At 63.0% G+C, this 21,376-nt stretch carries 20 protein-coding genes and 1 riboswitch; of the genes, 14 read left to right on the forward strand and 6 right to left on the reverse strand.

The features are described 5' to 3' along the window. Positions 1-10: 10 nt before the first annotated feature. The 7 genes from EN990_RS08150 to EN990_RS08180 all read left to right on the forward strand — a co-directional run bounded on the left by EN990_RS08150 (position 11) and on the right by EN990_RS08180 (position 8,028). Positions 11-835 (forward strand): ABC transporter permease, encoded by an 825-nt coding sequence (locus EN990_RS08150; protein ID WP_013528250.1) that lies wholly within the window; start codon positions 11-13, stop codon positions 833-835. Continuing rightward, positions 835-2,505 carry an ABC transporter ATP-binding protein gene (locus EN990_RS08155; protein ID WP_127368852.1) on the forward strand — a complete coding sequence of 557 codons (1,671 nt, stop codon included), beginning with the start codon at positions 835-837 and terminating at the stop codon, positions 2,503-2,505. The genes EN990_RS08150 and EN990_RS08155 overlap by 1 nt, the downstream gene beginning before the upstream one ends. 168 nt (positions 2,506-2,673) lie before the next feature. Continuing rightward, positions 2,674-4,263 carry an ABC transporter substrate-binding protein gene (locus EN990_RS08160; protein WP_024501943.1) on the forward strand — a complete coding sequence of 530 codons (1,590 nt, stop codon included), beginning with the start codon at positions 2,674-2,676 and terminating at the stop codon, positions 4,261-4,263. Positions 4,264-4,360: 97 nt separating this feature from the next. Continuing rightward, complete coding sequence (locus EN990_RS08165) at positions 4,361-5,200, forward strand: alkaline phosphatase family protein (protein WP_127368851.1); 840 nt, start codon at positions 4,361-4,363, stop codon at positions 5,198-5,200. A gap of 170 nt (positions 5,201-5,370) precedes the next feature. Further along, positions 5,371-5,937, forward strand: coding sequence for a sigma-70 family RNA polymerase sigma factor (locus tag EN990_RS08170; RefSeq protein ID WP_013528254.1), 567 nt, complete (start codon positions 5,371-5,373; stop codon positions 5,935-5,937). Next, positions 5,934-6,602: a hypothetical protein gene (locus EN990_RS08175; RefSeq protein WP_013528255.1), complete on the forward strand. Its 669-nt coding sequence runs from the start codon at positions 5,934-5,936 to the stop codon at positions 6,600-6,602. Before EN990_RS08170 ends, EN990_RS08175 begins: the two co-directional genes overlap by 4 nt. Next, positions 6,592-8,028, forward strand: coding sequence for a S8 family serine peptidase (locus EN990_RS08180; RefSeq protein WP_127385129.1), 1,437 nt, complete (start codon positions 6,592-6,594; stop codon positions 8,026-8,028). The genes EN990_RS08175 and EN990_RS08180 overlap by 11 nt, the downstream gene beginning before the upstream one ends. Here EN990_RS08180 and EN990_RS08185 read toward each other — a convergent pair. Together EN990_RS08185 and EN990_RS08190 are read right to left on the reverse strand one after the other, a co-directional pair. Continuing rightward, positions 8,025-8,534, reverse strand: a complete 510-nt coding sequence (locus tag EN990_RS08185; protein ID WP_013528257.1) for a hypothetical protein — start codon at positions 8,532-8,534, stop codon at positions 8,025-8,027. The two genes, EN990_RS08180 and EN990_RS08185, sit on opposite strands and share 4 nt — an antisense overlap. A gap of 23 nt (positions 8,535-8,557) precedes the next feature. Next, positions 8,558-9,376, reverse strand: coding sequence for a class I SAM-dependent methyltransferase (locus tag EN990_RS08190; RefSeq protein WP_013528258.1), 819 nt, complete (start codon positions 9,374-9,376; stop codon positions 8,558-8,560). 78 nt (positions 9,377-9,454) lie between these two features. On the opposite strand from EN990_RS08190, the gene EN990_RS08195 reads away from it, so the two are divergent. Further along, complete coding sequence (locus EN990_RS08195) at positions 9,455-10,363, forward strand: LysR family transcriptional regulator (RefSeq protein ID WP_013528259.1); 909 nt, start codon at positions 9,455-9,457, stop codon at positions 10,361-10,363. Positions 10,364-10,482: 119 nt separating this feature from the next. Here EN990_RS08195 and EN990_RS08200 read toward each other — a convergent pair whose 3' ends face one another. Then, positions 10,483-11,505 (reverse strand): substrate-binding domain-containing protein, encoded by a 1,023-nt coding sequence (locus EN990_RS08200; protein ID WP_013528260.1) that lies wholly within the window; start codon positions 11,503-11,505, stop codon positions 10,483-10,485. Between the two features lie 361 nt (positions 11,506-11,866). On the opposite strand from EN990_RS08200, the gene EN990_RS08205 reads away from it, so the two are divergent. The 5 genes from EN990_RS08205 (at position 11,867) to ugpC (ending at position 18,426) form a co-directional block, all read left to right on the forward strand. Next, positions 11,867-13,222 (forward strand): ABC transporter substrate-binding protein, encoded by a 1,356-nt coding sequence (locus EN990_RS08205; RefSeq protein ID WP_013528261.1) that lies wholly within the window; start codon positions 11,867-11,869, stop codon positions 13,220-13,222. A gap of 228 nt (positions 13,223-13,450) precedes the next feature. Next, positions 13,451-14,464 carry a sugar ABC transporter permease gene (locus tag EN990_RS08210; protein ID WP_063169814.1) on the forward strand — a complete coding sequence of 338 codons (1,014 nt, stop codon included), beginning with the start codon at positions 13,451-13,453 and terminating at the stop codon, positions 14,462-14,464. 1 nt (position 14,465) lies between these two features. Continuing rightward, positions 14,466-15,620, forward strand: a complete 1,155-nt coding sequence (locus tag EN990_RS08215; RefSeq protein WP_064992880.1) for a carbohydrate ABC transporter permease — start codon at positions 14,466-14,468, stop codon at positions 15,618-15,620. A 4-nt stretch (positions 15,621-15,624) separates the two neighbouring features. After that, positions 15,625-17,289, forward strand: coding sequence for an alpha-glucosidase (locus EN990_RS08220; protein ID WP_024501953.1), 1,665 nt, complete (start codon positions 15,625-15,627; stop codon positions 17,287-17,289). Between the two features lie 24 nt (positions 17,290-17,313). Beyond that, entirely contained in the window at positions 17,314-18,426 is a 1,113-nt protein-coding gene (gene ugpC / locus EN990_RS08225) for a sn-glycerol-3-phosphate ABC transporter ATP-binding protein UgpC (protein ID WP_063169811.1), read from the forward strand. A 79-nt stretch (positions 18,427-18,505) separates the two neighbouring features. Here ugpC and EN990_RS08230 read toward each other — a convergent pair whose 3' ends face one another. The 3 genes from EN990_RS08230 to EN990_RS08240 all read right to left on the reverse strand — a co-directional run bounded on the left by EN990_RS08230 (position 18,506) and on the right by EN990_RS08240 (position 19,298). Further along, positions 18,506-18,751, reverse strand: a complete 246-nt coding sequence (locus EN990_RS08230) for a DUF680 domain-containing protein (RefSeq protein ID WP_027160993.1) — start codon at positions 18,749-18,751, stop codon at positions 18,506-18,508. Positions 18,752-18,820: 69 nt separating this feature from the next. Further along, positions 18,821-19,021, reverse strand: coding sequence for a DUF680 domain-containing protein (locus EN990_RS08235; RefSeq protein WP_013528267.1), 201 nt, complete (start codon positions 19,019-19,021; stop codon positions 18,821-18,823). A gap of 79 nt (positions 19,022-19,100) precedes the next feature. Further along, positions 19,101-19,298 (reverse strand): DUF680 domain-containing protein, encoded by a 198-nt coding sequence (locus tag EN990_RS08240; protein ID WP_013528268.1) that lies wholly within the window; start codon positions 19,296-19,298, stop codon positions 19,101-19,103. A 511-nt stretch (positions 19,299-19,809) separates the two neighbouring features. Beyond that, a riboswitch (cobalamin riboswitch) is annotated at positions 19,810-20,012 on the forward strand. Between the two features lie 114 nt (positions 20,013-20,126). Between EN990_RS08240 and EN990_RS08245 the strand changes: the two genes are divergently transcribed. After that, positions 20,127-21,374: an aromatic ring-hydroxylating dioxygenase subunit alpha gene (locus EN990_RS08245; RefSeq protein WP_063169810.1), complete on the forward strand. Its 1,248-nt coding sequence runs from the start codon at positions 20,127-20,129 to the stop codon at positions 21,372-21,374. Positions 21,375-21,376 lie beyond the last annotated feature (2 nt).

Consider the following 21,376-nt stretch of genomic DNA (forward strand, 5'->3'; position numbering starts at 1 on the left):
GGGGGCGGATATGCTCGATATCAAACGCATCCCCATCCCCGCGCTGATCGGCATCGTGCTGACGGCATTGTTCGTGCTTGCGGCGGTCTTCGCCCCCTGGATCGCGCCGCACGGCAATGGCGAAATCGTCGGCGACGTCTGGGAACCGATGTCGGCTGCCCATTTGCTGGGCACCGACAATCTCGGCCGAGACCTGCTTTCGCGCATGATCTACGGCGCCCGCATCACTTTGTTCATCGCGGTGCTGGCCACCGCGCTGTCGTTCTCGCTCGGCGCCATTCTCGGCTTCTCGGCGGCCGTCTTCGGCGGCTGGTTCGACACGCTGCTGTCGCGCCTCGTCGATCTCTTGATGTCGATCCCGACGCTGATCATGGGTCTCGTCGTGCTGTCGGTGCTGCCGACCAATCTGGTGACGCTGATCCTGGTGATGGGCATTCTGGATTCGACCCGCGTCTATCGCCTGTCGCGCGCGGTCGCCGTCGACATCAACGTCATGGACTATGTCGAAGCGGCGAAACTGCGCGGTGAAGGCAGCGGCTGGATCATCTTCCGCGAGATCCTCCCCAACGCATTGTCGCCGCTGGTTTCCGAACTCGGTCTGCGCTTCATCTACGCGGTGCTGTTCCTGTCGACGCTGTCGTTCCTCGGCCTTGGCGTGCAGCCACCGGACGCCGACTGGGGCGGCATGGTCAAGGAAAACAAAGACGGCATCGTGTTCGGCATCGCGGCCGCACTCATCCCAGCGGGGGCGATCGCGCTGCTGGCGATTTCCGTCAACCTGGTTGCCGACTGGGTGCTCAACCGGACGACAAGCCTCAAGGGAGGACGCGGGTGATGGCCGACACCAAAGCGAAGCTCGGGCAACCGAAGTCAGGCCTGCTGCTCGACATCCGCAATCTGCGCATCGAGGCTACCGTCTTCCCGCCCGGCGAACCGCCGAAGAACATCGTGCTGGTGCACGATGTCTCGCTGACGCTCGAGAAGGGCAAGGTGCTCGGCCTGATCGGCGAATCCGGCGCCGGCAAGTCGACTATCGGCTTGTCGTCTATGGGCTACGGCCGCGGCGGCGTGCGCATCACAGGCGGCGAGGTGATCCTGAACGGCCGCGACATCCTCAAGGGCGGCAAGGACGGCTTCCGCAAATTACGCGGCCGCGAGGTCTGCTATGTCGCGCAGTCGGCGGCAGCGGCCTTCAACCCGGCGCACAGACTGATGGACCAGGTGGTGGAAGCCACCCTGCTGCACGGCACCGCGACACGCGCCGAGGCCGAGAAGCGCGCGGTTGCGCTGTTCAAGAAGCTCAGCCTGCCGAACCCTGAAACCATCGGCGAGCGTTTTCCGCACCAGGTTTCGGGCGGCCAGTTGCAGCGTGTGATGACGGCGATGGCCCTGTGCTCCGAGCCGGACCTGATCGTCTTCGACGAGCCGACAACGGCGCTCGACGTGACGACGCAGATCGACGTGCTGGCGGCGATCAAGGACGCCATCCGCGACACCCATGTCGCTGCGCTCTACATCACGCACGACCTTGCCGTCGTCGCCCAGGTCTCCGACGAGATCATGGTGCTGCGCCATGGGAGGCTGGTCGAATGGGGCGGCACAAGGCAGATCATCAAGGAGCCGCGCCAGGAATACACCAACGCGCTGGTCTCGGTGCATGAGATCGAACACCAGGAGCAGAAGCCCGGCACGTCGCCGTTCCTGTCGGTGAAGAACGTCACCGCCGCCTATGGCCGCAGCCATATCAAGGTGCTGAAGGACGTATCCGTCGACATCTATCCGGGCCAGACGCTGGCCGTGGTCGGCGAGTCCGGCTCCGGCAAGTCGACGCTGGCGCGCGCCATCACGGGACTTTTGCCACCCGAACAGGGTACCGTCACCTTCGACGGACGCGCGCTGGCCAACAGGCTGGCCGACCGGCCGAAGGAGGATCTGCGCCAGTTGCAGATGATCTACCAGATGGCCGATGTGGCGATGAACCCGCGTCAGACCGTCGGCACCATCATCGGCCGACCGCTGGAGTTTTATTTCGGCATGCGCGGCCGTGAGCGCGACAGACGCGTTGCCGAACTGCTCGACAAGATCGAGATGGGCAAGGGATTTTCCGACCGCTACCCGGCCGAGCTTTCCGGCGGCCAGAAACAGCGTGTCTGCATCGCCCGGTCGCTTGCCGCCAAGCCGAAGCTGATCATCTGCGACGAGGTGACCTCGGCGCTCGATCCGCTGGTGGCACACGGCATCCTCGAGCTGCTGCTGGAGCTGCAGAAGGAAGAGAACGTCGCCTATCTGTTCATCACGCATGACCTTGCCACGGTGAAGTCGATCGCCGATTCAATCGCGGTTATGTATCGCGGCGAGGTGGTGCGTTACGGCCCCAAGGGCAAGGTGCTGAGCCCGCCCTTCGACGCCTACACCGACCTGCTGCTCTCCTCGGTTCCAGAGATGGAAATCGGCTGGCTGGAAAAGGCAATCAAGGGACGGCGCATGGCCAGCGCGGGGAACTAAAGGGAACCAATACTGCCGGAAGAAAAAGGCAGGCGCTTCCCCTGGAAATTGTGTCAGACCAAGCTGCCACATAGGGGCGTCAGCGACCGTCATCCGGATGCAACACTAGAGCGCCACACGTCCTTCGGGACGAGCGCCGCTCGCACGACTTTTAAACAGGGGTAGGACATGAAAACTGAACTCGATTATCTCGCCGAACTCGCCGGTCACGGCCGGATATCGCGCCGTGCCTTTCTTGGGCGCGCCGCCGCGCTCGGCGTATCGGCGGCCATGATGCCGGCGCTGGCCGGCAAGGCATTTGCCCAGACGGCGGTGAAGGGCGGTATCATCAAGGCTGGCCTGCAGGGCGGGGAATCCACCAACAGCCTCGATCCGGCGCTGAATCTCAGCCAGGTAACCTTCAGCTTCGGCAAGCTTTGGGGCGAGTATCTTGTGCGCCTCACACCGGACAACAAGCTGGTCAACCTGATTGCCGAAGAGATTGGCGCCTCAGCCGACGCCAAGACATGGACGATCAAGATCCGCGATGGCATCGAGTTCCACAATGGCAAGACGGTCGGCGCGGAGGACGTTGCCGCCACCATCGAGCGCCATGCGGACGAGAAGTCCAAGTCCGGAGCACTCGGCATCCTCAAGAACATCAAGGGCGTCAAGGCGAGCGGCAAGGAAGTCATCGTCACGCTCGGCGACGCCGATGCCGACTTCCCTTATCTGATGGCCGACTACCATCTCGTCATCCAGCCGAATGGCGGCAAGGACGATCCGAATGCCGGCATCAGCGCCGGACCCTACAAGGTTAGCGTCAACCAGCCAGGCGTGCGCCATGGCGGCGAGCGTTTCGCCAATTACTGGCTTGGCGACAAGGCCGGCCATGCCGACCAGGTCGAGATCATCGTCATCAATGATGCGACCGCACGGCTTGCAGCTTTGCAAGGCGGCCAGGTGCACATGATCAACCGCGTCGAACCCAAGGTCGTCGATCTGGTCAAGCGCATCGCGGGCGTTTCCATCGAGAATGTCTCGGGCAAGGGCTACTATCCGTTCAACATGTTCTGCGACACCGCACCTTTCGACAGCAATGATCTGCGCATGGCGCTGAAGCTAGCCATGGACCGCGACGAGATGCTGGAAAAGATCCTGCGCGGCTATGGCTCGGTGGGTAACGACTTCCCGATCAACGAGGCCTATCCGCTGTTTTCCGCCGATATCGAACAGCGCAAGTTCGATCCGGACAAGGCGGCGGCAGCCTACAAGAAATCAGGCCACAGCGGCTCGATCGTGCTGCGCACCTCGGACGTCGCCTTCCCGGGCGCCGTCGATGCCGCACAGCTCTATCAGCAGTCCTGCGCCAAAGCCGGCATCAAGATCGAGATCAAGCGCGAACCCGGCGACGGCTACTGGTCGGAGGTCTGGAACAAGCAGCCTTTCTCGCTCTCCTACTGGGGCGGACGCGCCACGCAGGACCAGATGTATTCCACCGGCTATGTCTCGACCGCCGACTGGAACGACACGCGCTTCAAGCGGCCGGAATTCGACAAGATGCTGTTTACCGCGCGCGGCGAGCTCGACCAGGCCAAGCGCCAGGCGATCTACCACGATATGGCAGTGATGATGCGTGACGAAGGCGGGCTGATCGTGCCCTTCTTCAACCAGTTCATCGACGCGGCCGCCACCAACAAGATCGGCGGCTATGCCAAGAGCCCTATCGGCGAAATGATGGACGGCTACGCGCTTGCCGAGTGCTGGCTCAACGCTTGAGCGGACCCTGATCGGCCGATTTCATCTATCAGAACGCCGTGTGCCCGGGACGGCACACGGCGTTCCCGTTTCAACCGCCAACCGCATGGAGCAGCCCGTGGCGCTCAAATCCAAGCTTCTGCTGATCATCCTCGATGGCGTGCCTTACCGGAACTGGCGCCGGCTGATGGGCAATCTCGAAGGCTGGGTGCAATCGGGCGAGGCGCGCGTCTGGAAGATGCGCTCGGTGCTGCCGTCGACCTCGGCCTGCTGCTATGCCTCGATCCACACCGGGGTTTCGCCGCAGCTGCACGGGATTCTCTCCAATGAGAACCGTTTCCGCGTCGAGCAGCCCGATATCTTCTCCGAGGTCAGCAAGGCAGGCGGCAAGACGGGGGCGGTGACCCATTCCTACTGGTCGGAATTCTTCCGCGCCTTCCCGTTCGACCTGGTCGAGGGCATGGAATTCGACGAGCCAGGCGGGCCGATCACGCATGGCCGCTTCCACACCATGACCGGTTACAATCTCCGCAACCAGATGACGCCGAGCGATGTCGACCTGTTCGCGACGCTGACCATGCTGACGAAACGCCATGGCATCGACTACGGCATCCTGCACACCTGCACGCTGGATTCGATGGGACACCGCTTCGGCCACGACTGCCACGAGATGGACCATGCCGTCTATGCGATGGACGGCATGCTGGCCGCCTTCCTGCCACGCTGGATCGAAGCCGGCTATGAGGTGATCGTCACCGCCGATCACGGCCAGACCGATCGTGGCCATCACGGCGGCCATGACGACGAGATGCAGGATTTCGCGCTGTATTATTTTGGACAAGGCAAAGGGCCGGATGCGGACACACTACTCGACCAGCTGCAGCTCGCGCCGACGGTGCTGAGCCGACTGGGTGTTCCCGTGCCCGCGACGATGAAGGCGAAGTCTTTCTTGGAGTGAGAAGCGGTCCGCGAAGCTCTTCCCTTCTGCCCTTGTGGGAGAAGGAAGAGGCGCACCTCTGGCAACCTCCGCGCTCTTCGGTTAGCCTCCGCAAAATTCCTTGGCGGAGGATGAACCTTTTTGGGCCGATCAGCGACAGAGCAGACAGGAGCCAGGCGGCTCGACCGGCCATGACGGCAGCGACGGAGACCGATCGCGCGCTTGTCGACCGGGTCGCGAAGGGCGACCGAGCCGCCGTGCGGCTCCTGTTCATGCGTCACCACGCGCGGGTCTACCGCTTCGTGGCGCGCCAGACGGGATCGGAAATGATGGCCGACGATATCGCCAACGAAGTCTTCCTCGAGCTGTGGCGTCAGGCGCCCGGCTTCGAAGGGCGTTCCGAAGTCTCGACATGGCTGCTCGGCATTGCCCGTTTCAAGGCGCTGTCCTTTCTGCGCAAGAAAAAGGAAGACTGGATCGACGACGAGGCCGCCGCCGCAGTGCCCGACGGCGCCGACACACCGGAAGTCGTCACCATGAAGGAAGACAAGGCGGCCGCCCTGCGGCGCTTCGTCGACGCCTTGCCGGAAGAGCATCGCGCCGTCATCGATCTTGCCTATTATCACGGGCAGTCGGTGAGCGAGATCAGCGAGGTGCTCGACATTCCGGTCGCCACCGTCAAGACCCGGATGTTCTACGCCCGCAAGAAACTCGGCGAGGCTCTCAAGGCCGCCGGTTACGACAGGGGCTGGCCATGAGCGCCGCTGAAAAGATGTCGCGCCGCGACGAAATGGAAACGCTGCTGCCGTTCTACCTGAACGGCTCGCTGGAAGGTTCCGACCTGGAAGCGGTCGAGGAATGGCTGGCCAGCGATCCGGCCGCACTTGCCGCCCTTGGCGAGGCTGAAGCCGAATTCTCCGGCGCCACGGCCGCCAACGAAGCAATCCGGCCGCCGGCCGATGCGCTCAGCCGCTTTGCCAAGGCACTCGACGCCGAGGCCGGGCCTGCGCGCAAGCCGGCAGGATCGTCCTGGCTGGCGCAGGCCTGGGGCCGCTTCATGGCGGTGCCGGTCGGCGTCGCCTGGGCGGCAGCCGCGGTTCTGCTGGCTCTGGTCATGGTGCAGTCGTTTGTCGAACCCGGCGGAAAGGGCAATGATTTCGAGATTGCCGGCGCGCAAGACGATCTGGCGAAAATGCCGTACGCCCTGGTCAAGTTCAAGCCGGATGCGAAGATGTCGGACATTTCCGCCTTCCTCGGCAGCAACGGGCTGAAGATCGTCGGCGGACCGACCGCCGACGGCGTGTTCCGGCTTGGCATCCCTGCTGCCAACGCAGCCGACTACACCAGGCAAATCGGCCTTGTTGCCGCCCAGGCTTTCACGGAGACTGTGATCGAGGGAAGGAAACCGCTTGATGGCGGCTGAGGCGGTCATTCGATTTGCGGCAATGCTTGCGGCGGCGATGATAACCGTCGCCGTGCCCGCGTCGGCGCAGACCAAAGATCCCAATCCCGACCAGACGAAAATCGACTGCCGCGACGGGACCAATGCGGCAGGCGCCGACTGCGCCAAGGATGGCAGCGACACAGAGGGCGGATCGGATGCGGCGCAATCCGGCGCGGTGTTCCTGCCGGCCCTGATCGTCGACCTGTTTCCCAACCCGGCGGCGCCCCCGACCCCTGTGCCGACGCCACGGCCCGAACCGGCGACGCCGCCGGCCGATACTCAAGCCGGCCCCCCGCCCGGTGGCCCGATCGTCTCGCCGACCGATCTCATTGCCGTTCAGCCGCGGCGCGCGGTGGTTGGCGATTTCGTGCCCGACGAGGTGCTGGTGACCGTCGACGGCGATGCCGGCGCTGTCCAGCAGATCGCCGCCTCCTTCGGCCTGCAGGTGCGCTCGCAGCGCCAGTCGCGGCTGCTTGGCACCACACTGGTGCGCTTCGGCATTCCCGACGGCCGGCCCGTCGGCGTCGTGCTGGCGCAACTGGCCGCCGACGGCCGCACCCAGCGGCGCGAGCCCAATCACGTCTATTCGCTGCAGCAGGCCGCCGGCATCGTCAACTATGCGTTCGACCGCATTGCACTCGATTCCAAGCAGGCCAGCGGAGAAAACGTCCGCATCGCGGTGATCGACACCGGCATCGACGACACCAACCCGGCGCTCTCGGGCGTCATTGCCGGGCAGTTCGACGCCATGCCCGACGTGCCGATCGAAAAGCGCGATCACGGCACGTCGATCGACGGGCTGATCGCCGGCGTCGGCGCGCTGGAAGGCATGGCACCGGGCGCAAAAATCTATCACGCCCGCGCCTTCGAGGGCGGCAAGTCGACCATGGACGTCATCCTGTCGGCGCTCGACTGGGCGGCGGAACAGGACGTGCGCATCATCAATATGAGCTTTGTCGGGCCGAAGAACGATTTGCTCGGCGTCGCCTGCCGCAATGCCCGCGCGCTCGGCATGGTGCTGGTCGCCGCAGCCGGTAACAACGGGCCGAAGGCACCCTATGGCTATCCGGCCGCCTTCGATGGTGTCATCGCGGTGACCGCCACCGATGCCAAGGACGGGCTGATGCCGCAGGCCAATCGCGGCGCCTATGTCTTCATCTCGGCACCCGGCGTCGAGATGGTGGCGCCGAGCGGCGCCGGCTCGGATGTGGTCACAGGCACCTCGTTTGCCGCGGCGATCGTGAGCGGCGCCATCGCCAATCTCATCCATGCCGCGCCCGATCGCTCGGCCGACGACATCGAAAAGGCGCTCGCGGCAACGGCCAGGGATCTCGGCCCCAAGGGACGCGACAATGATTTCGGCTACGGCCTGCTGGACATCAAGGCGGCGGCGGCAAAGGACTAGTCTGCGACAGTCCAAGCCGCGGCTTGCGGAGGACGCACCAGAAAATAGAACGCGACGATGTGCGTGATCATCAGCAGCGGCACGTAGATGATCGGGATCGCGTAGGTGGCGCCCAGTTCGCCCGCACGCTGGGGGAGGCCGACCTGGATGGCGTGGTAATAGTCCACGATGAGGTCGACCGTCCCGACCAGATTGAAGGCGACGACGAGCGCCCAGAAGAGCTGAGGTATCCTCACCGTGAGCAGCGCCAGCATGGCCAGCACTCCTGTTGCAAGGTCGCCGTAGGCAGCAAACACGGCAAAGCCGGCAGGCAAATCGGGGCTGACGACACCCGGAACGAGGAAGACCAGCCCGAAGAAGCGGAAGCTGTGCAGAGCGGCAACAGCGCGCTGCGCCGCGACCCGGTCCATCGACCTGAGCCACGGCAAACCGTATGTAGCGAAGCAAAGCAGCCACGCGACATAGCCCAGAACAAGATGGATTTGGAATAGGACTTCGGTGGACATCTGGCCTCCTCTCGACAATTGGTTCATGCGGCCTCGAACACTGCGGTCAGGATACCGAGCCGACCTTGCATAAGATTTCGTCCGAGGTTGGCCGCAAGCTCAGCGAAGTCCGGTCCCATCACCACGCCGAGATTGGGCGAAGGCGGCGGCCCCGACGCGCGCAACTGTGCGAACCACGCCTTGGCGGCGTCGGTGTCGTCTTGCCATGCCAGCATGCGGAAGCTGGCCGGTTCGATCGCCTCGCGCGTCGCACCGGCTGTTAGGAGAAAGCTCGTCGCCGGCGTTCTCGCCCAGGGAAGCGGATAGTGCGGCTCGCCTCCAGACAACACGACGTCGTATGTGGCAAACCTGCCGCCTGGCTTCAGCACGCGCCGAATCTCGCTGTAGAGCAGCGTCCGGTCAGAGATGTTCATCGCCACGTGCTGCAACAGCACCGCGTCGAAACGGCCATCGTCGAATGGGAGCTCCAATGCGCTGGCGGTCTGGAACGACAGCTGCCCGCTCTGTCCCGTGCGCTCGGTCAGATAGCGCGCGGCATCCACGAAAGGCTCGCTGAGATCCACGCCAGTAACCCGGCAGCCATAGGTCGCAGCCAGAAAGCGCGCCGGCCCACCGACGCCCGAGCCGACGTCCAGTATCGACATGCCGGCAGCGATCCCCGCCAATTGGGCAAGCTCGCCGGTGGCAGCTAGCCCACGGGTGTGAAACTGGTCGAGAACGCCCAATTGTTGGGGCGTGAGGAGCTGGTCCTCCGGGCCGAGGGCAGCCAACACCGTCTTCAGCCGCTCGGTCAGGCCCGTCGCGCGATAATGGTCGCGTACCCCTTCAAGTTCATCGGTCATCGCATGATGTCTCCTAGGTTCAGCTCATACCTAGGCCCACTTCCATAATTCGACTACCCGGCGTAATAACAACAACCTATGAAGCAGAACTACACAGTCCGACATGGTGCGCTGGAGGGCATCGAGGCGTTCCTGGCTGTCGCCAGGCACCGCAACTTCCGCCGCGCCGCAGCGCAACTCGGCGTGACACCGTCCGCCGTGAGCCAGGCGGTGCGCGCGCTGGAGGCACGCATGGGTGCGGCGCTGTTCGTCCGCACGACACGGAGCGTCGGCTTGACCGAGCCTGGCCAGCGGTTCCTCGATCGTGCCGGCCCTGCTTTCGAAGAACTCGTCGCGGCCGGCGAGGCCGTGCGTGACATCGGCCAACGGCCGACCGGTCTGCTGCGCCTGTCCGTGCCCCGCGCTGTCGTGCCGTTGATCCTGGAGCCGATGATCGCGTCGTTCTGCCGGGCTTACCCCGAGATCGAGCTGGAGATCGCCGCGAGCGACGAGATGGTCGATCTCGCGGCCGGCGGGTTCGATGCCGGCATCCGTCTCGGCCAGTTCATCGCGGTCGACATGGTCGCGGTGCGGCTAACCCCATCGTTTTCGTTCGTGGTCGTCGGCAGCCCTGACTATCTCAAACGCCACGGCCGCCCCGAACGCGTCGATGATCTGCGCAACCACGCCTGCCTGCGCTTGCGCCGTTCGAATGGCGCCATAGCGCCCTGGGCTTTCGTCGACGGCAACGAGACGATCGAGGCGATGCTCTCAGGCCCGCTGATAGCGCACGATTATCCGACATTGCTCGGGGCCGCGATGCGGGGCGTCGGGCTGGCGCAGACGCCTCGACCAATCGCTGAAGCTCCGATAGCCGAAGGTAAACTGGAACCGGTGCTGGACGGCATTGCCGCCACGACGCCCGGCGTCTTCCTGTATCATCCCGGCAAGCGCCAAGTCCTGCCGAAGCTGCGCGCCTTCATCGACCACCTCAAATCCGCGGCGTGAGATGTCGGAATCCGGCCCCCTTGCGGTGGTCTCGCTACTGCCGGCGTCGGGCGAGATTGATGCGGCGTGAGTGTCGCGTCTCAACTCGATCCCGCAGAGCACATGGCTTTGATCTCCAGCTACGCCGGCGCACCGGCGACTGACCCTCTCACCACCAGGTCGACCGGCCAGACCTCGCCTCGCGCGCCCTCCTCCAGTCCTGAAATCCGTGCCGCCAGCCGCTCGGCGACACGGGCGCCGGCGAGACGGATCGATGAACGCGTCGTCGACAGCGGCACCGAGAAATTCTCCGGCCTCAGCCAGGGGAAGACATCGTCATGGGCGATCAGCGAGACGTCGCCCGGGATGCTCAAGCCGAGGTCGCGCACCGCACGCACGACGCCCAGCGCCATGATCAGGCTGGAGCAGGCGATCGCCGTCGGCGCGTCGTCCCCTTCCAGCAAACGCCTGGTGGCGCGATAGCCGTTCTCCTCGGTCATATCGACCGAGCAGACATGGCGTTCGATCAATGTCAGTCCGCTCGCGGCGAGTGCCCGGCGCACGCCGCGTTCGCGATGGATGGCGAAGGTCTCGCGGCCGTCACCGTTGATCAGCGCCAGCCGCCGATGACCGAGCTGGATCAGCAGCCTGGCCGCTTCGTGGAAGGCGCCCTCATTGTCGATGTCGGTGAAGGCGTAGTCGAAATCGAAGCCCTCACTGCGGCCATGGACGATGAAGGGAATGCCGAGCGTGTTGACCAGCGCCACGCGCCGGTCAGCGGGCCTTGGAGAGGAGATATAAACAGCGTCGACCTGCCGGTTGGCGACGATGCGCCGGTAGGTCGTCTCCTGGTCGTCGGCGTCGGCCGGCGACAGCACAAGGTCGAGCTCGTGCGAGCGAGCATAGTCGCCAAGGCCGGACAGGAACTCGACGAAATGCGGATCGATGTCGACGGACGCACCGGTCGGCAGGACATAGCCGATCATGCCGGTCTTGCCGGTCGCCAGCCGGCGCGCGCTCGGGTTGGGCCGATAGCCATGGCGCTTGGCGGCATCCATGACACGCCTGCGCGTCTCCTCATTGACCTCGGGATAGCCGTTCAGCGCGCGGCTTACCGTGGTTTGCGAAAGTGCCAGCATGTGGGCGAGCTGCTTGAGGTTCACGAAAGTCTCCATTCCCTCAAAGCGCTTTTAAATTGAATCGACCCAAGTGCCATCGGGGCCGAGCCATACGAAGCCCAACCATAGACGCGGTTTGGGCATGTTTGAAACAAAAATTGCTGCTGCACTGCCATAATAGCATGCTGCGACGCACTTTTAGGGCGCAAATGCGCGAACCTAAATCGATTGATTCGCCAGCCTCTTGACTTCCCCGCGATTCAATGGCGTGATCGGAAAAGCCAAAGCGCTTTGGAAGACTCTTCGAAAGGTTGCGGTTCCTTTCCGACTGAGTCACAGTCCTGCGGCGTCGGCGGGCGGAATGGAGGTTCCGTCCGGTGTGTGAGACCCACTGGGAGGAATACCGATGAAGAAAATGCTTTTGCTGGGTGCTGCGTTTGCCACGTTCGCCCTGAACGCGCCCGCGCAGGCCGAACTGAAGTTCAAGCCCGGCGAAGACAAGCGCTTCAACTGGGCGAACTACGAAGAGCTCAAGAAAGTCGACCTCAAGGGTGAGACGCTGTCGATCTTCGGACCGTGGCGCGGCGAGGACGAAGGCCTGGTGCGCGGCGTTCTCGACTATTTCTCGGAAGCCACCGGCGTCGAGATCAAATACTCCTCCTCGGAGAATTACGAGCAGCAGATCGTCATCGACACGCAGGCCGGCAGCCCGCCCAACATCGCCGTGCTGCCGCAGCCGGGCCTCATCCAGGACCTGGCGTCGAAGGGCCTTTTGACGCCGCTCGGTGACGACACCGCCAAATGGGTCAAGGACAATTACGGCGCCGGCCAGTCATGGGTCGATCTCGGCACCTTCAAGGACAAGGACGGCAAGCCGGGCTTCTTCGCCTTCCCTTACAAGGCCGACGTGAAGTCGCTGGTCTGGTACTCGCCGGATAATTTCGAGGAAGCCGGCTACAAGGTGCCGAAGACCCAGGAAGAACTCGCCGATCTCGAAAAGAAGATCATCGCCGATGGCGGCAAGCCGTGGTGCATCGGCCTCGGCTCCGGCGGTGCCACCGGCTGGCCGGCAACCGACTGGGTCGAAGACCTGATGCTGCGCACCCAGCCTCCGGAGGTCTACGACAAATGGGTGAAGAACGAGATCCCGTTCAACGATCCGGCGGTGGTCAACGCCATCGACATTTTCGGCAAGATCGCGACCGACGACAAGATGGTCGACGGCGGCGCCAAGGCGGTTGCGGCGACCGACTTCCGCGACAGCCCGAAGGGCCTCTTTTCGGTGCCGCCGAAATGCTACCTGCACCACCAGGCATCGTTCATTCCGACCTTCTTCCCGGAAGGCACCAAGGTCGGCCAGGACGCGGACTTCTTCTACTTCCCGCCCTATGCCGCCAAGCCTGAACTGGGCACGCCCGTGCTCGGCGCCGGTACGCTGGCGATGATCACCAAGGACAGCAAGAGTGCGCGCGCGTTCATCGAATTCCTGAAGATGCCGCTCGCCCACGAGATCTGGATGGCCGAGGGCGGCTTCGTGACGCCGCTCAAGTCGGTCAACAAGGATGCCTATGCCAGCGACGCGCTGAAGAAACAGGGCGAAATCCTCGCCAATGCCTCGACTTTCCGCTTCGACGGTTCCGACCTGATGCCGGGCAAGATCGGCGCCGGCGCCTTCTGGACCGGCATGATCGACCTGGTCGGCGGCAAGTCGGCACAGGACGTCGCCACCGACATCCAGAAGAGCTGGGACGCCATCAAGTAGACGGCTGGCACGTAGACGACCAACCATTCTCGCACTGGATCCGGACCATACCGGCCCGGATCCGACGGCGGCCCGTGCCGCAGCCTTTCGTCATGAGCGCATTGACATGAAGCGCGATCGGCAATGTGCGCAAGCCGCCGATGACGCGCTCCAAACAACTGAATCGGCGCCTGGTCCCCGTCACCAAGGTCATTCCTTGTCGGGTCATGCGCAGGGGGAGAGGGACCCATGGCGGCTCAGATTTTCTCGGCCATATTCGTCATCATCGTCGGCGTCGGCGGTTGCGTCGCCTATTTCTGGGGCGCCAACAAACTGGTCGACCTGATATTCCCGTCACGCGGCGTCGCCGGTGCCGCGGCCATCGACAATCTACGCCGGCAAGGGTTGGTCCGCCCATGGCTGTTCGTCGGCCCGGCGATGATCATCCTCACCATTTACCTGATCTATCCGGTGGTCGAGACGCTGCGGCTGTCGTTCCTCGATCGCGGCGGCATCAGTTTCGTCGGCCTGGCGAACTATGAATGGGCGTTCGGCGACCGCGAGTTCCGCAACTCGATCCTCAACAACATCATCTGGCTGGCGGTGGTGCCGGCCGCCTGCACCTTCCTCGGGCTGATCATCGCCGTGCTTACGGACAAGATCTGGTGGGGCACGATCGCCAAGAGCCTGATCTTCCTGCCATTGGCGATCTCCTTCGTCGGCGCCAGCGTGATCTGGAAATTCATCTACGAGTATCGGGGCGAGGGCCAGACGCAGATCGGCATCCTCAACGCCATCATCCAGCATTTCGGCGGCCAGCCGCAGGTCTGGATATCGCTGCCGTTCTGGAACAATTTCTTCCTGATGATCATCCTGATCTGGATCCAGACCGGCTTTGCCATGGTCATCCTGTCTTCCGCCCTGCGCGGCATCCCCGAGGAAACGCTGGAAGCCGCCGTCATCGACGGCGCCAATCCGTTCCAGATCTTCTGGAAGATCATGGTGCCGCAGATCTGGGGCACCATCGCCGTGGTCTGGACCACGATCACCATTCTGGTGCTCAAAGTGTTCGACATCGTGCTGACCATGACCAACGGCCAGTGGAACAGCCAGGTGCTGGCCAATCTGATGTTCGACTGGATGTTCCGCGGCGGCGGCGATTTCGGCCGCGGCGCCACCATCGCCATCATCATCATGATTGCGGTCATTCCGATCATGGTCTGGAACATCCGACAGGCGAACAAAGAGACGGGAGGACATTGAGATGGCCGTCGCGACCGGAAATTCCTTCGCCAGCCGCTTCGGCGTCCACATCGCCGTGCTCATCTTCGTCGCGATCTGGACCATACCGACCCTCGGCATCCTGGTCTCGTCGCTGCGCGACAAGAACCAGATCATCGCCTCGGGCTGGTGGAACTCGTTCGCCAGTTCCACCCAGACCGAAGCCGGCCGGCTGCCGCCCGCCTCGGCGCAAGTCGAGAAGGCCGGCAAGTTCGTGCTCGAGGGCAATATCTTTGGCGACGGCGCCAAGCGCGACATCAGCGCCTTCGGGGTCAAATCGGCGGCACCGACGCAGTATCCCGCCGGCACCACAGCCGATCTCGGCGACGGCGTGACCTTGCAGCTCAATGCCGACGGCAGCTTCGTCATGCAGTCCCCGAAAGCGTTCGAAGGCGATCGCGGCCAGCGCGTCTATTATGCTTCGTCGGCGCCGCCGAAATTCACCACCGATAATTACAAAACCGTGCTGTTTTCCGAAGGCATCGGACGGTCTTTCATGAATTCCCTGACCGTCACCATTCCGGCGACCGTCATCCCGATCCTGATCGCCGCCTTTGCCGCCTATGCGCTGGCCTGGATGCGGTTTCCCGGCCGGGCGCTGCTGATCGCGGTCATCATCGGCTTGCTGGTGGTGCCATTGCAGATGTCGCTGATCCCGCTGTTGAAACTCTACAACGGCGTCGGCGCTTTCTTCGGCATGCCGTCGAAGACCTATCTCGGCATCTGGCTGGCGCATACCGGCTTCGGCCTGCCCTTCGCCATCTACCTGCTGCGCAGCTACATTGCCGGCCTGCCGCGCGAAATCATGGAATCGGCGCGCATCGACGGCGCCAGCGATTTCGAGATCTTCGTCAAGATCGTCTTGCCGCTGTCGTTTCCGGTGCTGGCTTCGTTTGCCATCTTCCAGTTCCTGTGGGTATGGAACGATCTGCTGGTGGCGATGGTTTTCCTCGGCACAGAGGCAGACCAGATTGTGCTGACCGCCAAGCTCAACGCGCTGTTGGGCTCACGCGGCGGCGACTGGGAGATTCTGACGACATCGGCTTTCGTGACCATCATCGTGCCGCTGATCGTGTTCTTCTCGCTGCAGCGCTATTTTGTCCGCGGGCTGCTTGCCGGCTCGGTGAAAGGAGGCTGAGACGATGCAATCCGCTTTGAAGGCCAGCTCGAAGCCTGACCTCGCCATCGATCGCGACTGGTGGCGGGGCGCGGTGATCTACCAGATCTATCCGCGCAGCTACCAGGACTCGAACGGCGACGGCATCGGCGATCTCAAGGGCATCATAGGCCGCCTCGCCTACATCGCCGCACTCGGCGCGGACGCTATCTGGATTTCGCCGTTCTTCAAGTCGCCGATGAAGGATTTCGGCTATGACGTGTCGGATTACTGCGATGTCGATCCGATGTTCGGCACGTTGGCCGACTTCGACGCGCTGACCGCCGAGGCACACAGGTTGGGCTTGAAGGTGATGATCGACGAGGTGCTGTCGCACACCGCCGACAATCATCCCTGGTTCAAGGAAAGCCGGTCGAGCCGCAGCAACCCGAAAGCCGACTGGTACGTCTGGGCAGACGCCAGGCCGGACGGCACGCCGCCCAACAACTGGCTGTCGATCTTCGGCGGCTCGGCCTGGCAATGGGACACCAGCCGCCAGCAATATTACATGCACAATTTCTTGGCCGAGCAGCCCGACCTCAACTTCCACAACCACGAAGTCCAGGACGCGTTGCTCGACGTCACCCGCTTCTGGCTGGAGCGCGGCGTCGATGGTTTCCGGCTCGACACCATCAATTTCTACTTCCACAGCCAGGGCTTGGAAAACAACCCGCCGCTGCCGCCAGAAGAGCGCAACGACCAGACCGCGCCGGCGGTCAACCCCTACAACTACCAGGACCATCTCTACGACAAGAGCCGGCCCGAGAATCTCGGCTTCCTCGAACGGTTCCGTGCCCTGCTCGATGAATATCCGGCAACGGCAGCGGTCGGCGAGGTCGGCGATTCGCAGCGTGGGCTTGAAGTGGTGGCCGCCTACACCGCCGGCGGCAAGCGCGTGCACATGTGCTACTCCTTCGATTTCCTGGCGCCGGAAAAGATCAGCGCGGGCAAGGTCCGCTCGGTGCTGGAATCCTTCGGCAAGGTCGCCAGCGATGGCTGGTCGTGCTGGGCCTTCTCCAACCACGATGTAATGCGCCCGGCCTCGCGCTGGGCCGCCAATGAGCCCGACCCGACCGCCTACCTCAAGGTCATCTCGGCGCTGCTGATGTCCTTGCGCGGTTCGGTCTGCATCTATCAGGGTGAGGAACTTGGGCTCGGCGAGGCCGACCTTCGGTTCGAGGATTTGCAGGATCCCTACGGCATCCGCTTCTGGCCTGAATTCAAGGGCCGCGACGGCTGCCGCACACCGATGGTGTGGGACGGCGGCGCCAAGAATGGCGGCTTCTCCCAGGCAAAACCCTGGCTGCCGGTGCCGGCCAAGCATTTGGCGCAAGCGGTCAATGTCCAGCAGGGCGACGAGGCTTCGCTGCTCGAGCACTACCGGCGCTTTCTCAGCTTCCGGCGTGCCCATCCGGCGCTGGCCAAGGGCGACATCACCTTCATCGAAAGTGAGGGAGATACCGTGGCCTTCACGCGCCGCGCAGGCAACGAGCAGATCGTCTGCGTCTTCAATCTGGGAGCCGGGCGGGCCAAGGTTGACCTTGGCGGCCGATCGCTGCAACCTCTGCCCGGGCACGGATTTTCGGGGCAGGCGAGCAGCGGTTCCATCGAGCTTGGCGGCTACGGCGCCTGGTTCGGGCGTCTCGACTGAATTTCCAATCACTGGAGGAAACCAATGGCCGATGTCACGCTAAGACAAGTGAAGAAGTCCTACGGCAATCTGAACATTCTCCACGGCATCGACCTCGATATTAGGTCGGGCGAGTTCATCGTCTTCGTCGGCCCGTCGGGCTGCGGCAAGTCGACATTGCTGAGGTCGATCGCCGGGCTCGAGGAAATCACCTCCGGCGAACTCAGAATAGCCGGCGAAGTGGTGAACGACGTGCCGCCGTCGAAGCGGGGCATCGCCATGGTGTTCCAGTCCTACGCGCTGTACCCGCACATGACCGTCTACGACAACATGGCGTTCTCGATGAAGATCGGCAAAGAGAACAAGGCCGAGATCGACCGCCGCGTGCGCCAGGCCGCCGAGATCCTGCAGCTGACCAAATATCTCGACCGCCTGCCCAAGGCGATGTCGGGTGGCCAGCGCCAGCGCGTCGCCATCGGCCGCGCCATCGTGCGCAATCCGAAGGTGTTCCTGTTCGACGAGCCGCTTTCGAACCTCGACGCCGCGCTGCGCGTCGCCACCCGCATCGAGATCGCCAAGCTCAAGGAATCGATGCCCAACACGACCATGATCTACGTTACCCACGACCAGGTCGAGGCGATGACGCTGGCCGACCGCATCGTGGTGCTCAAGGACGGCCATATCGAGCAGGTCGGCACGCCGATGGACCTCTACAAGAAGCCCGGCAATCTGTTCGTTGCCCAGTTCATCGGCTCGCCGGCCATGAACATCCTGCCGGCGACCATCGAAAAGACCGGAAACCCGACCGTCGTCAGCCATGTCGGCGGACGCAAGGCGACCGTGCCGATTGCGACGCCGGCTTCGGCAAAGGGCGCTGCGGTGAGCTTTGGCGTGCGGCCGGAGGACCTGATCATCGCCAGCGGCGCGGACTATCTGTTCGAGGGGACGGTCGACTATGTCGAGCAACTCGGCGAGGTGCAGCTTGTCTATGTCGACATCGGCCGCGCCGATCTGCCGCTGGTGACCAAGCTGCCCGGCAATGTCGAGGTCAAGCGCGGCTCGACATTGCGGCTGAGCGCCAATGGCGAGGACCTGCATATCTTCGACGCGGATGGACGTTCTTTCGCGTTGCATGAAGTGGAAGCAAAGGCGGCTTAACCGCAATTGCCGTGTCAGGCACAAAAAAGAGCGGCGGGCCGGGCCCGCCGCTCTTTGACTTGGAGATCGACTTCGGTTGTTAGTTGTTGCCGAAGAGGTTGCGGTCGGCACCTTGCGGAGCAGACTTCTGGGTGGTGTCACCCGACGAGTTCAGCAGCTTGTAGACCGGCGAACCGGTGTTGCGTACCGAAGAGGTGCGCGTGCTGTCGACCGAAGTCGTGGCGGCAGGCTGATTGGCACCATTGGAGCCAAAGTTGTCGCTGCCGGCGAAGGCATTGCCGGTGATGGCCAGAACGGCGGCGGCAGCAATAAGGATCTTGTTCATTTTAGTCTCCTGAATTCTGGATTTCGCCAGGACGGCAGACACAGCTGCCGTCGGTTGCGAAATTGGTTGTTAGCGACCGAAGAGGTTACGGTCGCTGCCCTGAGCGGGCGTCTGGGCAGCCGGTTCCGAGGTCTTGGTGGAAGCCGTGTACGACTGGTCCACAGCGGCGGCAGGCTGGTTCGGGCCGTTCGAACCGTAGTTGTCGCTGCCCGCGAAAGCGCTGCCGGTGATGGCCAGAACGGCGGCGGCAGCAATGAGGATCTTGTTCATCTTGAATACTCCTGAATGTCTGAATTTCGCCAGGGCGGCGGGCGAGCCCGCCGTCGACCGGAAAACTGGGAATCGGCTGTTAGTTGTTGCCGAAGAGGTTGCGGTCAGCACCCTGGGCAGGCGCCTGAGCAGCCGGTTCCGACTTCTTGGTCGAAGCGGTGTACGAGCTGTCGACAGCAGTGGCTGCCGCGGCGTTCGAACCGTAGTGGTCGCTACCAGCGAAGGCGCTGCCGGAAATGGCCAGAAGGGCTGCGGCAGTGAGAATGATCTTTTTCATTTTTGGTACTCCAGTATCGTCTTTTTTCCGTCCGTCTAGCGGCGTGTCTTGGAAATGAAATCGCGTCGTTCGGACAGCCCCGATGTGGGAGGGCAAGGTCGTCTTTTCCAATCACGAAGTTGTTCCGTGTGGACCATGAATCCCCACCTTGAAATTGTGCCAATGGAATCTAAGGATGCATTTTTCTTCTTCATATCAGTGTGTTAGGTGTAGCCACCTGATGGATCACTGACTGTTTCAGAGGCCCAGCGTTCACACCGTCCTGCACGCACCGTCAACAGAAACGAACCGTTCGGTTCGATTTTAGGGCGAGCTAATAGTCACTTTTCGAAACCATTAACCTTTTTTGACCCCCCGCGAAGGGTCGGATTCGGGAAGATCGCAGCCGGCAAATGGCCGCCCGGGAGGTGGGATCTCGGCCCGCGACGAGCTGCAGTAGCGTTTCGCATGCCGTGTCGCGCCGCATGGATACGATGTCGTTTTCATGCCGACGGCGCGCCCGCGATCGTGGTTAGATCATACCATCTCAGGTGCCGCTTCGTGACGACGAGGCGGAGAATTGGGAAGCCGGTCAGAATCCGGCGCTGCCCCCGCAACGGTGGTGGAGTTCAAGTCGCAACGGGAGACCACTGGGCAACCGCCTGGGAAGGTGTCGCGATGGTCCGCAAGGACAACTCCAGAGCCCGGAAACCAGCCCGAGATTTTTAGACTCGACTGATCGCGGTGGGCGGTCAAGAGGTGGATAGCGCATGTCCGGCACACAGCCGGCCTGTGTTTCAATCCTTCCTCCATCACCACCAGTTCAGTCCTTAGAAACGAGGACAGGACATGGATATCCGCAACGACATGCTGAGGCTCCTGAAGGGGCGCCGGCAAGGCTTTTCGCTGGAGCAGCCCTTCTACACCGATCCGGACTACTTCAAGCTCGACATGGAGCTGATCTGGTATCGCGACTGGCTGTTCATCGGCCATGATTGCGAACTGCCGAAGCCGGGCAGCTACATCACCGTGCAGGTCGGCGATTATCCGGTCGTCCTTGTCCGCGACCAGCACGGCAAGATCAACGCCTTCCACAATTCCTGCCGCCATCGCGGCAGCCGCGTGTGCAACACGGAGAAGGGTACCGCGGCAAAGCTCGTCTGCCCGTATCATCAGTGGACCTACGAGCTGGACGGCCGCCTGCTGTTTGCCCGCCAGATGGCCGACGGTTTCGACAAGAGTGATTTCGGCCTGAAGCCGGTCGCCTGCGAGAGCGTCGGCGGCTACATCTTCATCTGCCTGGCCAAGGAACCGGCAGATTTCGCGCCGATGCGGGCGATGATCGAACCCTATCTTTTGCCGCACCGGCTGCGTGAAGCAAAGATCGCCTTCGAGAGCACGATCGTCGAGAAGGGCAACTGGAAGCTGGTCTGGGAAAACAACCGCGAGTGCTACCACTGCGCCGCCAATCATCCCGAGTTGTGCAAGACCTTCCCCGAGGCTCCAACCATAACCGGCGTCCATGGCGCCGACAGCGACCCTGAAATGGTCGCACACTGGGCCAGATGCGAGGCATCAGGCTTGCCGAGCAAATTCCGCATCGATCCGGCAGGGCAGTACCGCGCCACCCGCGCGCCCTTGCTGCGCGATGCCGTCAGCTACACCATGACGGGAAAACGGGCGGTCCAGAAGAACCTGTCCGACAGCGTTTCAACCGACCGCATCGGCTCCTTGCTGCTCTATCACTATCCGACGACCTGGAACCATATCCTCGGCGACCACGCCGTTACCTTCCGCGTGCTGCCGATCAGTGCCACGGAAACCGCGGTGACAACGAAATGGCTCGTCCACAAGGATGCGGTCGAAGGCGTCGACTACGACCTCGCTGAGCTCACCCATGTCTGGACCGAGACCAACGACCAGGACCGCCGCATCGTCGAGGAAAACGCCTTCGGCATCCTGTCGCCTGCCTATGAACCAGGCCCCTATTCGGAGCTGCATGAGGGCGGCGTGATCCAGTTCGTCGAGTGGTACGCGTCGTTCATCGGGCCGCGCCTTGCCGAAGGCGGCCGGCCGGCCCTGCGCAGCGTCGCCTAGCC

The sequence above is a fragment of the Mesorhizobium sp. M7A.F.Ca.US.005.03.1.1 genome, from assembly GCF_003997975.1.
Classification (GTDB): Bacteria; Pseudomonadota; Alphaproteobacteria; order Rhizobiales; family Rhizobiaceae; genus Mesorhizobium; species Mesorhizobium ciceri.

What these genes read in the sequence shown, in the direction of transcription:
- EN990_RS08150 (WP_013528250.1), top strand. Translation starts at nt 11, where the DNA reads ATGCTCGATATCAAACGCATCCCCATCCCCGCGCTGATCGGCATCGTG.
- EN990_RS08155 (WP_127368852.1), top strand. Translation starts at nt 835, where the DNA reads ATGGCCGACACCAAAGCGAAGCTCGGGCAACCGAAGTCAGGCCTGCTG.
- EN990_RS08160 (WP_024501943.1), top strand. Translation starts at nt 2,674, where the DNA reads ATGAAAACTGAACTCGATTATCTCGCCGAACTCGCCGGTCACGGCCGG.
- EN990_RS08170 (WP_013528254.1), top strand. Translation starts at nt 5,371, where the DNA reads ATGACGGCAGCGACGGAGACCGATCGCGCGCTTGTCGACCGGGTCGCG.
- EN990_RS08175 (WP_013528255.1), top strand. Translation starts at nt 5,934, where the DNA reads ATGAGCGCCGCTGAAAAGATGTCGCGCCGCGACGAAATGGAAACGCTG.
- EN990_RS08180 (WP_127385129.1), top strand. Translation starts at nt 6,592, where the DNA reads ATGGCGGCTGAGGCGGTCATTCGATTTGCGGCAATGCTTGCGGCGGCG.
- EN990_RS08185 (WP_013528257.1), bottom strand. Translation starts at nt 8,534, where the DNA reads ATGTCCACCGAAGTCCTATTCCAAATCCATCTTGTTCTGGGCTATGTC.
- EN990_RS08190 (WP_013528258.1), bottom strand. Translation starts at nt 9,376, where the DNA reads ATGACCGATGAACTTGAAGGGGTACGCGACCATTATCGCGCGACGGGC.
- EN990_RS08195 (WP_013528259.1), top strand. Translation starts at nt 9,455, where the DNA reads ATGAAGCAGAACTACACAGTCCGACATGGTGCGCTGGAGGGCATCGAG.
- EN990_RS08205 (WP_013528261.1), top strand. Translation starts at nt 11,867, where the DNA reads ATGAAGAAAATGCTTTTGCTGGGTGCTGCGTTTGCCACGTTCGCCCTG.
- EN990_RS08210 (WP_063169814.1), top strand. Translation starts at nt 13,451, where the DNA reads ATGGCGGCTCAGATTTTCTCGGCCATATTCGTCATCATCGTCGGCGTC.
- EN990_RS08215 (WP_064992880.1), top strand. Translation starts at nt 14,466, where the DNA reads ATGGCCGTCGCGACCGGAAATTCCTTCGCCAGCCGCTTCGGCGTCCAC.
- EN990_RS08220 (WP_024501953.1), top strand. Translation starts at nt 15,625, where the DNA reads ATGCAATCCGCTTTGAAGGCCAGCTCGAAGCCTGACCTCGCCATCGAT.
- ugpC (WP_063169811.1), top strand. Translation starts at nt 17,314, where the DNA reads ATGGCCGATGTCACGCTAAGACAAGTGAAGAAGTCCTACGGCAATCTG.
- EN990_RS08230 (WP_027160993.1), bottom strand. Translation starts at nt 18,751, where the DNA reads ATGAACAAGATCCTTATTGCTGCCGCCGCCGTTCTGGCCATCACCGGC.
- EN990_RS08235 (WP_013528267.1), bottom strand. Translation starts at nt 19,021, where the DNA reads ATGAACAAGATCCTCATTGCTGCCGCCGCCGTTCTGGCCATCACCGGC.
- EN990_RS08240 (WP_013528268.1), bottom strand. Translation starts at nt 19,298, where the DNA reads ATGAAAAAGATCATTCTCACTGCCGCAGCCCTTCTGGCCATTTCCGGC.
- EN990_RS08245 (WP_063169810.1), top strand. Translation starts at nt 20,127, where the DNA reads ATGGATATCCGCAACGACATGCTGAGGCTCCTGAAGGGGCGCCGGCAA.